The sequence below is a fragment of the [Clostridium] polysaccharolyticum genome (genome assembly GCF_900111595.1).
GTDB lineage: Bacteria > Bacillota > Clostridia > Lachnospirales > Lachnospiraceae > Clostridium_AI > Clostridium_AI polysaccharolyticum.
Map to the genome: position 1 here is coordinate 184,682 of NZ_FOHN01000002.1, position 14,362 is coordinate 199,043.

Genomic DNA, 14,362 nt, shown 5'->3' on the forward strand with positions numbered 1-14,362 from the left:
ATGTTTTTTCGCATATCACTATATATTGTGGCTTTCTTTTGTGTAAATTAACAGAAGCCGACAAGCATTCGACAATCTGTGTTCTATTCAGCTGCTGCATCTTCTATTTCATTTTTTCTGGATCATAAATTTCATGAGGAACATAAGCACGTACAAATATTCCATTTTCCAGATACTTTTCCTCTAAAAGCTGGCCATATTTACGAATTCGCTGAATTTCCCCTGCATCATTATAAGAAAAAACTTTTTCAATATAGACTTTGCTTTCCTTTAAGATTTTCTCTATAATCTCCAGCAATTCTCCTAAGCCATCTCCCTGCTTTGCAGATATTTTTACTGTATAATCTGCTCTGACATCTTTTAGAGTAACTTCTTCCTCTAATTTATCCTGCTTATTAAAGGCGGTAACAAACATTTTATCTTTTACTCCCAGATTGTCTAATGTTTCATATACCGTTTCCATCTGTCTAACAACAGCTCTGTTTGAAGCATCTGCCACATGCAAAATAATATCTGCATACTTTGCTTCCTCTAATGTGCTGCGAAATGCATTTATCAGGTGATGAGGAAGCTTTCTGATAAAACCAACGGTATCCGTTAACAGAATCTGCTGTCCACTTTCTAATTCCAGATTACGTGTAGCAGGATCTAATGTGGCAAACAGCTTATCCTCCTCTAGCACGCTGGCATCTGTCAAGGTATTAAGCAGTGTGGATTTTCCTGCGTTTGTATATCCAACAATTGAGACAATTGGTATCGGATTCTTAGTCCTCTGCTTACGGAGTGTATCACGGTTTTTCTTTACCTGATCCAGCTCTTTATTCAACTTTGCAATTCTGTCCCGAATCAGACGTCTGTCCACTTCCAGCTTTTTCTCGCCAGGTCCTCTAGTACCGATTCCACCGCCAAGTCTGGATAAAGAATGTCCCAAACCAGCCAGTCTGGAAGAACGGTACTTTAACTGTGCCATCTCAACTTGGATTTTTCCTTCTCTTGTGCTTGCTCGCTGAGCAAAAATATCAAGAATCATAACGGTTCTGTCAATTACTTTTGTCTCAAGTTCCTCTTCAAGATTCTTTAACTGTGCAGGGGATAATTCATCATCACATACAATTCCCGTAGCTTCATATTCGTATATCATCCCCTTCAGTTCCTCGATCTTTCCTTTTCCAATGTAAGTACCAGGATGAACACTTTCTCTATTTTGGTAGATTTTAGCTACTGTAATTGCTCCAGCCGTTTTTGCTAATTCTTCCAACTCATCTAAGCATTCCTGTGTTTCTTTTTCGTCACCCGTGCAAACACTGACTAAAATCACACGTTCTTCTTCGTCTTTTACATCATAAAACTCTGTCATTCTATTTTCACCATTCTACTTTCTATTCAACCTTGTTTTTATAAACTCCACTTCCCGAATGATTTCCTGGTCATCTGGAAAATCAGTGAGGTATTCTGTGGCAATATCATATGCCTTGTCAAAATCTGATAGATACTCATATACTGCTATCTGGTTTTTCTTTAGGATTCTTGTCCATTTCACTTCATTACAAGAAATTCCGTCTGAAAAACAGTTCAATGCTCTTTCATAATCCTTAACAAGCATAGCACATCTTCCTAACATTTCATACGCCTCTGCCAGATGCTCAGCATGTTCCGTTGAAACGTAGCTATTTAAATAGGTAGAAACTTTTTCAAATTCCTCCTCCGAAAAAGCAATCTTCGCAAGATAAAAGTATGCTTCTGTCTGTTTTTCTTCCACAAGTTTCTGCAGGCTTTCCACTGCCTCATCCGTAATTCCATAAAAGTAATACTGGACAATTGCATATTTGAGCTTTTCATCTAATGTGACTGGCTTTACCTTTAATGCCGCCTGCAGATAAGAATCCGCCTTTTCCTCTTGTTCTTCCCTTGCTAATAGTGTATATGCTCCTAAGTAAGCGTCAAAATTCCTGCTGTTCTTTTCAATAACATAATCATAATCTTCCAGAGCGTCATCAACCCTGTTTCCCTCTGCTTTCGCATAGGCACGTTTCAGATAACTATCATCACTATACTTTTCATTTTTTATTATATGTGTATACACCTCTACTGCATTTTCAAAGTGGCCTAAATGCAATTGTGCATCTGCCTTGTATTTTAATATATCCAGATTTAAATATTCTAATGCATCTATTTTTAATGCTTTGTCGAAATTTATTATCGAATTTTCGTAATTTTTGGCAAAAAAATAACAGATTCCAATGCCCCGATATGCCTTTTTATTTCTTTTAGCTGCTTTTGAGGTATTTTTCTTTGAAATTCCTTTGTCGAATTCTTTCAAAGCATCTTCATATTCACCATTCCCTGCCAGTGCCAGACCATAAACAATCCGGTATTCTTTGTTGGATGGTTCTCTCTTTGTTGCCTTTTGCAGACATTCTGCTGCTGTCTGGTACAGTTCTTTTCTTATGGCTCGTTTTCCTTTTTGGTAAGATAAATACCCTCTATTCATAACCAGAAAAACGGATGTTAAAACCAGAAAAAACAGAAACATTACCAGCAAAACATCCAGTATTCTATTTCTCCTATATCTGCGTCTATTTCGTCTATACATTTTTTCTCCATTCCACTTCCTTATTAGACTTTAATACCCATTATAAGGAATTTGCCTAAAAAATGCAAACAAAATACGGATTAATTACTTACTTTCCCTAAAACAATGTGTACATTTTTCATTATTCTTTGTTGCATTTTTAACAAAGTTGTGATAAGATTAACACATGGTAAAAGCTTTAGCTTTTCAGTACATATTAGAATGACGAATTTACAATTAAATACTGTAAAACAGTTGTTGAAACTGTAAAGCTGCTTACAAAACATATTTCGAATAAGTGGAAATGGAGGATTCATTTATGTCTAAAAAAGTTGTTTTAGCAGGCGCTTGCCGTACTGCAATCGGTAAAATGGGTGGAGCTCTTAGCAATACTCCTGCACCAGAATTAGGTGCTATTGTAATCAAAGAAGCTCTTAACAGAGCTGGTGTAGCACCAGAAGCTGTTGATCAGGTATTAATGGGTTGTGTTATTCAGGCTGGACAAGGCCAGAACGTTGCTCGTCAGGCTTCTATCAAAGCAGGCCTTCCTATTGAAGTCCCAGCTGTTACTTTAAATGTTGTTTGTGGTTCTGGCTTAAATTGTGTAAACACTGCTGCTGCAATGATTATGTCAGGTGAAGCGGATATCGTCGTTGCTGGTGGTATGGAAAATATGTCTATGGCTCCATATGCATTAAAGAATGCTCGTTATGGTTACCGTATGGGTAATGCTCCAATGGTGGATACTATGGTAAACGATGCATTATGGGATGCATTCAATGACTATCATATGGGTATCACTGCTGAAAACGTATGTGAAAAATATGGTATCACAAGAGAAGAATTAGATGAGTTCTCAGCTGTCAGCCAACAGAAAGCTGAAAAAGCTATTGCTGACGGAAAATTCAAAGATGAAATCGTTCCTGTTCCTGTCAAAGTGAAAAAAGAAACTGTTATGTTTGATACAGACGAAGGTCCTCGTCCTGGCACAACAGCTGAAAGCCTTGCAAGATTAAAACCAGCTTTCAAGAAAGACGGTATCGTAACTGCCGGCAACGCTTCCGGTATTAATGACGGTGCTGCTGCTATCGTTGTCATGAGCGAAGAAAAAGCAAAAGAACTTGGCGTTACACCAATGGCTACTTGGGTTGCAGGTGCTCTTGGCGGTGTAGATCCTTCTATTATGGGTGTTGGACCAGTTGCTTCTACTAAGAAAGTATTAGCTAAAACTGGCATGAGCATTGATGATTTCGATTTAATCGAAGCAAACGAAGCGTTCGCTGCTCAGTCAATTGCCGTAGGAAGAGATTTAGGATTTGATTTATCCAAATTAAATGTAAACGGTGGTGCTATCGCACTTGGACACCCAGTTGGTGCTTCCGGATGCCGTATCTTAGTTACATTGCTTCACGAAATGCAGAAACGTGATGCTAAAACCGGTTTAGCTACCCTTTGCATCGGTGGCGGAATGGGCTGCTCTGCAATCGTTAAAAGAGATTAATGAAACATTAATGTATTTTGTGGACAGGAAACAAAACATAAGCTGAGTTCCTGTCCATGCAATAAAATATTACTGTATGGAAATGTTGAAAGGAGAACCAACATGGAATTTATTACATACGAACAGGAAGGATTCGTTGGCATAATCACAATCAATCGTCCTAAGGCTCTTAATGCATTAAATAGCCAGGTTTTAAAAGAAATTGATGCTGCTTTAGATGCAGTTGATTTAGAAACAACCAGATGCTTGATTTTAACAGGTGCTGGTGAAAAATCATTTGTAGCTGGTGCTGATATTGGTGAAATGAGCACATTAACAAAAGCAGAAGGCGAAGCGTTCGGCAAAACCGGTAATGATGTGTTCCGTAAATTAGAAACTTTCCCAATTCCTGTTATTGCTGCTGTCAATGGTTTTGCTTTAGGTGGCGGATGTGAAATTTCTATGAGCTGTGATATCCGTTTATGCTCTGACAATGCTGTATTTGGCCAGCCAGAAGTAGGTTTAGGAATCACTCCTGGATTTGGTGGTACCCAAAGACTTGCTCGTCTTGTAGGTGCTGGCAAAGCAAAAGAAATGATCTATACTGCCTTTAACATTAAAGCAGACGAAGCTTACCGTATTGGTTTAGTAAATGCGGTTTATCCACAGGCTGAATTAATGGAAGCTGCTAAGAAAATGGCTGCCAAGATTTCCAAGAACGCTCCGATTGCTGTTCGTGCCTGCAAAAAAGCCATCAATGAAGGTTTAGATGCTGATATGGATCAGGCTATTGTAATTGAAGAAAAGCTATTCGGAAGCTGCTTTGAAACAGAAGATCAGAAAGATGGCATGGCTGCTTTCTTAAACAAAGAAAAAGTCAGCGGATTTAAAAATAAATAAAACCAGATGCAAAGTACCTGGTTCTAGGAATAAATTGTTTTTACTACAATTTTAACATTATTTTTAGGAGGATGAATCAATGAAGGTTGGTATTATTGGTGCAGGAACTATGGGTTCCGGTATTGCTCAGGCATTTGCCCAGACAGAAGGCTACGAAGTTTTCTTATGTGACATTAATGAAGAATTTGCTGCAAACGGCAAAAAGAAAATTGCAAAAGGTTTTGAAAAACGTATTGCAAAAGGAAAAATGACTCAGGAAGCTGCTGATGCTATTCTTAACAAAATTACAACAGGTGTAAAAACAATCTGTACAGACTGTGATTTAGTTGTAGAAGCTGCTCTTGAAGTTATGGACATCAAAAAACAGACTTTCAAAGAATTACAGGATATCTGTAAACCAGATTGTATCTTCGCTACAAATACATCTTCTCTTTCCATTACAGAAATCGGTGCAGGAATTGACAGACCAGTTATTGGCATGCATTTCTTTAACCCAGCTCCTGTCATGAAATTAGTTGAAGTTATCCGTGGTGAAAACACAACAGATGAAGTAACAGCAAAAGTTATCGCAATTGCTGAAGAAATTGGCAAAACTCCTGTTGAAGTAAAAGAAGCTGCTGGTTTCGTAGTAAACAGAATCTTAATCCCAATGATCAACGAAGCTGTTGGTATCTATGCTGATGGTACTGCTTCTGTTGAAGGCATTGATGCTGCTATGAAATTAGGTGCTAACCACCCAATGGGACCTTTAGCATTAGGCGACTTAGTTGGTCTTGACATCTGCTTGGCTATTATGGAAGTATTACAGGCTGAAACAGGAGATCCTAAATACCGTCCTCACCCATTGTTAAGAAAAATGGTTCGTGCTGGAAAATTAGGTATGAAAACAGGTAAAGGATTCTACGATTATTCTAAATAATATCGTTGTATAAAAGGTTTACGCCAGGGTGCTTGCATTCTGGCGTACTTGAATCAATAGAATAATGATAAAAATATGGAGGAATTGACATGGATTTTACATTAAGTAAAGAGCATGAAATGGCAAGAACATTGTTCAGAGATTTCGCTCAAAATGAAGTAAAACCTCTTGCTCAAGAGGTAGACGAAACAGAACATTTTCCAAGTGGAACTGTTGACAAAATGAAAAAATTAGGTTTCATGGGTATTCCTGTACCAAAGGAATACGGTGGACAAGGCTGTGATCCTTTAACATACATTATGTGTGTAGAAGAATTATCTAAAGTTTGCGGTACTACTGGTGTTATCGTATCTGCTCATACTTCTCTTTGTGCAGATCCTATCTTAACTTATGGTACCGAAGAACAGAAACAGAAATTCTTAGTTCCTTTAGCAAATGGCACAAAATTAGGTGCTTTCGCTTTAACAGAACCAGGTGCTGGTACTGATGCCCAGGGTGCTCAGACAAAAGCTGTTTTAGATGGTGACGAATGGGTACTTAATGGTTCTAAATGCTTTATCACCAATGGTAAAGAAGCGGATGTTTATATCGTTATCGCTATCACAGATGTTCAGGTTGATGCGAAGGGAAGAAAGAAAAAATCCTTCTCTGCATTTATCGTAGAAAAAGACACACCAGGATTTACATTTGGTGTAAAAGAAAAGAAAATGGGTATCCGTGGTTCCGCTACTTATGAATTAATTTTCCAGGACTGCAGAATCCCTAAAGATAATTTATTAGGAAAACAGGGCAAAGGTTTTGCGATTGCTATGCACACACTTGATGGCGGACGTATTGGTATCGCTGCCCAGGCTCTTGGTATTGCAGAAGGTGCTTTAGAAGCAACGGTTGCATATGTAAAAGAAAGAAAACAGTTTGGCCGTACTTTAAGTGCATTCCAGAATACACAATTTGAATTAGCTAACATGGCAACCAAAGTAGAAGCTGCTAAAATGCTGGTTTATAAAGCTGCTATGGCAAAAGCTACACAGAAAGTTTACTCTGTAGAAGCTGCTAAAGCGAAATTATTTGCTGCTGAAGTTGCTATGGAAGTAACAACAAAAGCAGTTCAGCTTCATGGTGGTTACGGTTATACCAGAGAGTATGACGTAGAACGTATGATGCGTGATGCTAAGATTACTGAAATCTACGAAGGAACTTCTGAAGTTCAGCGTATGGTTATTTCCGGTAACTTATTAAAATAATTCTATCGATCCAGATAAAACATTATAAGGAGTGAATACAGAGTGAATATTATAGTATGTATTAAACAAGTTCCAGATACAAACGAAGTAAAATTAGACCCTGTAAAAGGTACTCTTATCCGTGATGGCGTACCTAGTATCATCAACCCAGATGATAAAGCAGGTTTGGAGGCTGCTCTTCAAATAAAAGAACAGACAGGTGCTACTATCAAAGTAGTTTCCATGGGACCTCCTCAAGCTGATGCTGCTTTAAGAGAAGCTTTAGCTATGGGTGCCGATGAAGCTTATTTAATTTCTGACCGTGCATTCGGTGGTGCTGATACATTAGCTACCTCTTATACCGTTGCTGCTGGTATCAAAAAAGTTGGTGACTATGACATGATTATCACTGGCCGTCAGGCTATTGATGGGGATACTGCTCAGGTTGGTCCTCAAATTGCTGAATGGTTAGGAATCCCTAATGTATCCTATGCGGAAGACATTAAAGTAGAAGGAAATACCGTTGTTGTAAAACGTCAGTATGATGACAGATACCACACTGTAAAAGTTGAAATGCCTTGCTTAATTACAGCTCTTGGCGAAATGAATACACCTCGTTATATGACTCCAGGTGGAATCTTTGATGCTTACAGAGAAAAAGAAGTTACTGTTATCACACGTGCAGATGTGGATGCGGATGATGAGTTCCTTGGCTTAAAAGGTTCCCCTACAAACGTAGCTAAATCTTTCCCTAAGCAGTTAAAACCAGCTGGTGTTAAAGAAGAAGGTTTAGAACCAGATGCTGCAGCTGATTATATCTTTGCTAAATTGAAAGAAAAATTCATTATCTAATGAAAGGAAAAGAGGTAAAAATCATGAGTATACAAGATTATAAAGGCGTATTTGTCTTCGCTCAGCAGTTAGATAATACAGTATCTGGCGTATCTTTTGAATTAATTGGAAAAGCAAAAGAACTTGCTGCTGACTTAAATACAGATGTAACTGCAGTTGTTCTTGGTGAAGGTGTAAGAGGCTTAGCTGATGAACTTGGTGCATACGGTGCTGATAAAGTTATCGTTGTGGATAACCCAGCTTTAAAAGAGTATACAACAGAACCTTATACACAGGCTATGACAGCTGTAATTGAAGCATTCAAACCAGAAATCATCCTTTACGGTGCTACTGCGATCGGACGTGACCTTGCTCCTCGTGTATCCGCAAGAGTAAAATCCGGTTTAACTGCTGACTGTACAAAACTTGAAATCGATCCAGAAGCAGATGCAGACAGTGGATTACATAACTTGAGAATGACACGTCCTGCATTCGGTGGCAACATCATGGCAACAATTCTTATTAAAACAAGAAGACCTCAGATGGCTACTGTTCGTCCAGGTGTTATGCAGAAACTGGAAAAAGATGCTTCTAAGAAAGCAGAAGTAATCGAATTCAACCCAGCACTTGAAAAGAACAACAAATATGTAACCGTTGAAGAAGTTGTAAAGAAAGTTGCTGGCAAAAAAGATATTATGGATGCTAAGATCTTAGTATCTGGTGGACGTGGTGTCGGAAGCAAAGAAAACTTCAAACTTCTTGAAGATCTTGCAGAAGCTCTTGACGGAACCGTTTCCTGTTCCCGTGCTGCTGTTGATAATGGCTGGTGCGAAAAAGATCAGCAGGTTGGCCAGACTGGTAAAACAGTTCGTCCAAACGTATACTTTGCTATCGGTATCTCCGGTGCTATTCAGCATTTAGCTGGTATGGAAGAATCCGATATCATCATTGCAATCAACAAAGATGAATCTGCTCCTATCTTTGATGTAGCAGATTACGGTATTGTTGGTGACTTAAATAAAATCTTACCTCAGCTGACTGAGAAGATTAAAGCTGACAAGGCTAGTAAGTAATTCATTACTAGTTTTATATAGGAAAGAAGCACTGGACGGCCGCCAGTGCTTCTTTTTTATACTCTTTACTGCCCTATGCTTTTTTATTTCTATATCCCTTATACTTCCCCTTTTGTCTCCTTATCTTTCTTCTTTTTTTTCCTTTTTTTTGTTGTCGTTCCTGTCAAACGTTGTCTCTCTTCCTTATCAGCTTTCTTTTTACCCATCATAGTTTCAAAGTTACTTTCAATTTGAGTCTGAAGTCTCTCGTTCAGCATTTTAGGAGCAATATATCTCATTACTCCTTCACTCATAGGATATAACACCGTATACGATTGTTCTTCACCATCTTCTACTTTTTTATTCATTTGGTCCAAATTAAAAGGCTTTTTTACTTGGGCTATTTCACTAAGTATTTGTGAGACACTATTAATCTTATTATTTGCATCAGTTATTCCATCTCCATAAGCTACTTCCTGCATATTATTGAATGCCTCCTGATACATTAAAGCAAATCTAAAAGCATCGTCTTCTTTTACACCACTTCTAACCTTCTCATCATAAACTAGATGCAACAATTCATAATCTAATCCTTCAATACCACTTTTATGATAAAACTCTTGATTCCATTTATCTATTTCAGATTTTCTTTCAGCCTTTGTCAGAATCTGCTCTATTTCCGTATTTGACGCTATTCCTGTATTTGGCGCTGTTCCTTTTTGTTTTTCAATATGCTCGTTAACTACCTTGATCGACTCGTCCGTATGATCCATGATACGCGTTCCCTTTTCATTAAGTGCAATATTTCCTGACATCCATGAAACTGCATTATTAATGATATCCTTCATTTTACCATTACTAATTCCCCTTAGACCTTTAATCATAATTTCATCTAACGTAGAAATAACATCAATATCTTCATATCCAGATAAACCTTCTCCTAGGTAAACGGGGCTCTCTTCCTTGGCATACGTAGTACCATTCCAACTTAAATCCGTTTTCCCTGCTTGCTGAAATGAACTTATTATCGCCTCTATAATCCAGCCGTATCTTTCTTTATTTATTTTTTCCTTTTCTTCCTTTGTTCTATTTTCTTTGTCTTCATTTTCCATTTCATACAATTTATTTACATATGCTCTAATTAATGAATGCGGAATTATATGATCCCTTTGATAATTCTTACCAGATGGTTCTCCATGAACCTTTCCTCCCCAGTCGCCTCCAGCTGGATTAGCAGGACGTTTTCCAAGAAAGCCATCAAATTGCACAACATTACTGGTTATACATCTTTGTATTAGCCCATTTTGACTCTCAGCTTCCACCCTCTGACTATCTGGTAATTCTGCAACCTTGTTTCGACGAAACTGGATAGGCTGTATACGTTCCCATGTTTTTTGTGAACCAATTCCTGTCTCCCCAATTTCACTATTAACATTACTAACTGGCATTTGAAAATTTAAATTTCCCCTACTCTTTTTCTGTACGTATTGCTCCACACCTAATCCTCCTTAAAATCTTGATACCCTTTCGTATTATACCACAGTTTATTTTAATGTAACTACAAAATCATATAGAAATTAGCAAATCTCATATATCCTAAAACTTTTCTATAAAGTAAAAAAGAAAGCATAAAGAATCTCGCCTCTATGCTCTCTTTTTCTATATCATTGAACACCAATTATTCCTTAACTATTTCTGATTATATAACTTGTCTACAATCTTATGATAATGAATAATTTGCAGGTGCACTAGAACCATTACCATCTGCTACAAAGTTAATAGTAACCGTTTTTCCTGCTGGTAAGTTCGCATCCCAAGATGGAGCTTTTACAACAACTTTATTGCCTGTCTGGCCAGCTAAGTCAGCTCCCCAAAGACTTGCAATTTTGTTAGATGTTTCAAAAGCCAAAGACCAGTTATTGAAGCTCTGGCTAGAACCATTCTTTAATACAATCTGTCCCTGGAATCCACTGCCCCAGTTACTTGTTACAGAATAGGTACAAGTTACACCAGCTGGCAAACCTGCTGTACCTGCTGACTGAGAAGGTGCTGCAGATGGTGCTACGCTTGGCACTGCAGATGGTGCTGCACTTGGACTAGCTACAGGAGCTGAATTTACTTTTTCAAATACCCATTGCTGATTTGTCTGTCCATTAGAACTGTAGATCTGTACGTTTGCTCCATCAGATGTACTACGGTTAGATACATCTAAAGCCTTAGAACCATTGCTTCCTTTAGAAACAATCGTGTATACGCCATTTGTTGAAGTTGCATTGATTTTGAACTTCTGAGGATCGCCTGAATATGCAGAGTAAATCTGAGCATTTGCTCCATCTTCATCTGCTCCATTGGCAATATCGAGCATATAATTACCTAATTCACTCTTTAACGTTACATATCCATCAGATGTGTTAGCTAAATACCATTTCTGGCCTGCTGCACCTGTTCCTGCTCCAATTTCAACATTCTGGCCATCACTAGCTGTATTGCCTTTAACCTGTAGATATTTCTGTGAACCTACACCCTTAATGTAGTATAATCCTTCACTAAGGTTTGCTGGTTTTGCAGATGGTACAGGTGCTGTGGATGGCTGAACAACAGGAGTATCTCCTGAACTGCTTCCACCAATTACAATGTTATTTTTTGTAACATTTGCAGTACCACTGCTTTGATAACCTTCTACTGTTAAAGCCACTTCATACATTTTGCCAAGGTTAAGTCCCATTCTTGTCCAAGCTTCAAAGTGCTTGCTTACAGAAATCGTTCCACTTGTTTTCTTAGATGTACGAACACTCCAGTATTGTTTGAAAGTTGTATTACCATCAATAGATGGCTGATTCACTCTTGTTGTTTCGTACACATCATATGTACCTCCATCAACAGTGATCTGTCCTTTCGAAGATGCTCCAGGTGGTCTCCAAGTACCCCAACTGTCTACAATATAATACTCTACCAAAGGACTTCTTGTCCATCCGTATACGCATAAATATGAGTTGCCAGATGGATTATAATTGCATGCATATTCAACTGAGATATTGCCAAGCTGCTGCCATGTTTTTGTACTATCAAATTTTCTTCCTTTACGGAAAAGGGCATTATTGATATTACTCCAGCTGCAGCTGAAAGTACCGCCAGGATTTAATGTCATGCTAGTTGTACCATTGTCTTTCCATAATTCGTAGTCATAACCGTCTTGTGTTCCTGTTTTATTGCCAGTAAGCACAGTTGCAGCGTCTACGATAGTCGCTGGTACAATGAGTTGCAGGCATAAAATAAATGCTGCTACATAACTTAAAATTTTCCTCATTTTATTAACTCCTCCTTTCAGAATCATGGTAACATAAATTTATTATTATGTATATTTCTAGATATCCTAAAAAAAAAATTAAAAATTCGGCAATTTTCCATTTTTTTTAATATCATCTATAAATACCATTCTTTTTTTTGGTAATTTTTCATAATTATTTCTTTAAACATTATTTACTATGTATATAAAAACAGGCTCTTTGTAAATATCATCCAAAAACATTTGTCCATAATTTTCTTTTGACATTTGGATCAATGCCTTTTTCCAAAAAGATTTCACTAGCTGTTACAAATGTATATCCCTGCTCTTTTAATCCTTCTATAATACCTGGCAAAGCTTCTACTGTATTGTCATTTCCAATAAAATCATGAAGCAGGACAAGCGTTCCATCCTTTACTTCGTTTAAAACAATTTCTTTTCTTTCCTTGGCAGTTGCATCAGGTTCCCAGTCTCTGCATCCTAAACCTACTATAAATGGCAAATCAATATTTTCATACATTTCATCTGATAAAGAAATATATGGCGGGCGAAAGAACTTTACATCGTAACCAACCGTTTCCTTTATAAGCTTTGTTGTCTTGTCAATTTCTTCTCTAATCTGTTCTCCAGTCATAGCAGCCATATCACTATGGGTAAATGAATGATTTGCTATTTCACATCCCATACGAAGTTCACGTTCCATAATTGGTTTGGTTTCTTTTGTAATTAAATTACCGATTAAGAAAAAAGTAGCTTTGATATTATATTTTTCTAAAATATCTAATATCTTAGGAGTAGTTTCTGATGGTCCATCATCAAATGTCAATGCCACTAATTTCCTATTGGTTTCTTGTTTTTCTGTATTCATCTTTCCCTCCAGAATTAGCATAAGGAGAAACAGCCTTACATTCCTGCAGGCCGTCTCTCCACTGTATTATCTTATATAACTACCACTTTAGATAATCAATAAATGCATCCCATTGACCATCATCTGCGGTTACAACTAATTTCACTTCTTGGTTTCCTGTACCATGACTTACATTATTGATTGTATATTCAGCTGGATAAGAACCTCCATAATAGAACGTTCCTTTATACTGATTGCCAATATATAAATCTACTCTTGCCATGTTGTTATTGTTAGAACATCCTCTTAATGTGAAATTGTGTGTTCCATTCGCAAAATACTGATTAAATGTTACAGAATCATTGTTAGCATATAATGCAACACCTGAGAATGGTGAATTGATATTGCCAGTATACTGGCCACCTTTTGTCATGCTTTCACATTCTTTTGAGTTATTGCTGCTTGAGCCACCTTGGTAACCCTGATTTCCTTGATTGCCTTGATTACCTTGATACCCCTGATTTCCTTGATTGTTATTGGAAACACTTCCGCCAATTGTCATATTATTTTTGTAGACATTTGCAGAACCACTACTCTGATAACCTTCTACATTTAATGCTGCTTCGTATATATTGCCTAATCTCATTCCCATTCTTTCCCAAGCCTTAAAATGCTCAGTTACAGAAATCGTTCCGCTTGTTTTCTTAGATGTACGAACACTCCAAAATTGTTTGAATGTCGTATTCCCTTCAATTGATGGCTGATTTACACGAGTTGTCTCATAAACATCATAGGTACCGCCATCTACAGAGATCGTTCCCTTTGAAGAAGCTCCAGGTGGACGCCATGTTCCCCAGCTCTCTACAATGTAATACTCTACAAGAGGATTTTTAGACCATCCATATACACATAAATAAGAATTTCCATTTGGACGGTAGTCACAGCCATAATCAATAGAGATATTGCCTAACTGCTGATATGTTTTTGTACTATCGAATTTCTTGCCCTTTCTAAAAAGTGCATTTCCAATATTACTCCAGCTACAGTCAAAAGCACCTCCACCATTAAGAGTCATGCTTGTTGTTCCGTAGTCTTTCCACAGCTCATAATTATAACCGTCCTGTGTTCCTGTGGAATTGTTGTAAAGCACAGTAGCTGCCTGAATTGTTGTATCTACTGTTACAGGTCCTGTAAATACAGTAGATAGCGATAGAAGAGCCGCTGCACAGATGCCTAAAATTTTCTTCTTCAA

Annotated in this window: 12 protein-coding genes; 6 read left to right on the forward strand and 6 right to left on the reverse strand. The window is 37.6% G+C overall.

Annotated elements, in window-relative coordinates; translation table 11 throughout:
• Positions 1-103 precede the first annotated feature (103 nt).
• Together hflX and BMY85_RS02165 are read right to left on the reverse strand one after the other, a co-directional pair.
• On the reverse strand, positions 104-1,357 hold the full coding sequence (gene hflX, locus BMY85_RS02160; protein ID WP_092475779.1) for a GTPase HflX: 1,254 nt from the start codon (positions 1,355-1,357) through the stop codon (positions 104-106).
• A 15-nt stretch (positions 1,358-1,372) separates the two neighbouring features.
• On the reverse strand, positions 1,373-2,593 hold the full coding sequence (locus tag BMY85_RS02165; RefSeq protein ID WP_092475782.1) for a tetratricopeptide repeat protein: 1,221 nt from the start codon (positions 2,591-2,593) through the stop codon (positions 1,373-1,375).
• A 298-nt stretch (positions 2,594-2,891) separates the two neighbouring features.
• On the opposite strand from BMY85_RS02165, the gene BMY85_RS02170 reads away from it, so the two are divergent.
• The 6 genes from BMY85_RS02170 (at position 2,892) to BMY85_RS02195 (ending at position 8,998) form a co-directional block, all read left to right on the forward strand.
• The gene (locus BMY85_RS02170) at positions 2,892-4,073 is read left to right on the forward strand and encodes an acetyl-CoA C-acetyltransferase (RefSeq protein ID WP_092475785.1); all 1,182 of its coding nucleotides are present in this window, start codon (positions 2,892-2,894) and stop codon (positions 4,071-4,073) included.
• Between the two features lie 102 nt (positions 4,074-4,175).
• On the forward strand, positions 4,176-4,952 hold the full coding sequence (locus BMY85_RS02175; protein ID WP_092475788.1) for an enoyl-CoA hydratase-related protein: 777 nt from the start codon (positions 4,176-4,178) through the stop codon (positions 4,950-4,952).
• Between the two features lie 79 nt (positions 4,953-5,031).
• On the forward strand, positions 5,032-5,871 hold the full coding sequence (locus BMY85_RS02180; protein WP_092475791.1) for a 3-hydroxyacyl-CoA dehydrogenase family protein: 840 nt from the start codon (positions 5,032-5,034) through the stop codon (positions 5,869-5,871).
• A gap of 89 nt (positions 5,872-5,960) precedes the next feature.
• On the forward strand, positions 5,961-7,115 hold the full coding sequence (locus BMY85_RS02185; RefSeq protein WP_092475794.1) for an acyl-CoA dehydrogenase: 1,155 nt from the start codon (positions 5,961-5,963) through the stop codon (positions 7,113-7,115).
• 42 nt (positions 7,116-7,157) lie between these two features.
• Positions 7,158-7,946: an electron transfer flavoprotein subunit beta/FixA family protein gene (locus BMY85_RS02190; RefSeq protein WP_092475798.1), complete on the forward strand. Its 789-nt coding sequence runs from the start codon at positions 7,158-7,160 to the stop codon at positions 7,944-7,946.
• A 23-nt stretch (positions 7,947-7,969) separates the two neighbouring features.
• Positions 7,970-8,998 carry an electron transfer flavoprotein subunit alpha/FixB family protein gene (locus BMY85_RS02195; RefSeq protein WP_092475801.1) on the forward strand — a complete coding sequence of 343 codons (1,029 nt, stop codon included), beginning with the start codon at positions 7,970-7,972 and terminating at the stop codon, positions 8,996-8,998.
• Between the two features lie 98 nt (positions 8,999-9,096).
• On the opposite strand, the gene BMY85_RS02200 is transcribed toward BMY85_RS02195, so the two are convergent.
• The 4 genes from BMY85_RS02200 to BMY85_RS16150 all read right to left on the reverse strand — a co-directional run bounded on the left by BMY85_RS02200 (position 9,097) and on the right by BMY85_RS16150 (position 14,362).
• Positions 9,097-10,473: a hypothetical protein gene (locus BMY85_RS02200; RefSeq protein WP_092475804.1), complete on the reverse strand. Its 1,377-nt coding sequence runs from the start codon at positions 10,471-10,473 to the stop codon at positions 9,097-9,099.
• Positions 10,474-10,697: 224 nt separating this feature from the next.
• Positions 10,698-12,284: a glycoside hydrolase family 11 protein gene (locus BMY85_RS16145; protein ID WP_092475808.1), complete on the reverse strand. Its 1,587-nt coding sequence runs from the start codon at positions 12,282-12,284 to the stop codon at positions 10,698-10,700.
• Between the two features lie 208 nt (positions 12,285-12,492).
• Positions 12,493-13,131, reverse strand: coding sequence for a polysaccharide deacetylase family protein (locus BMY85_RS02210; protein ID WP_177180584.1), 639 nt, complete (start codon positions 13,129-13,131; stop codon positions 12,493-12,495).
• A 79-nt stretch (positions 13,132-13,210) separates the two neighbouring features.
• Positions 13,211-14,362, reverse strand: coding sequence for a glycoside hydrolase family 11 protein (locus BMY85_RS16150; RefSeq protein ID WP_207646524.1), 1,152 nt, complete (start codon positions 14,360-14,362; stop codon positions 13,211-13,213).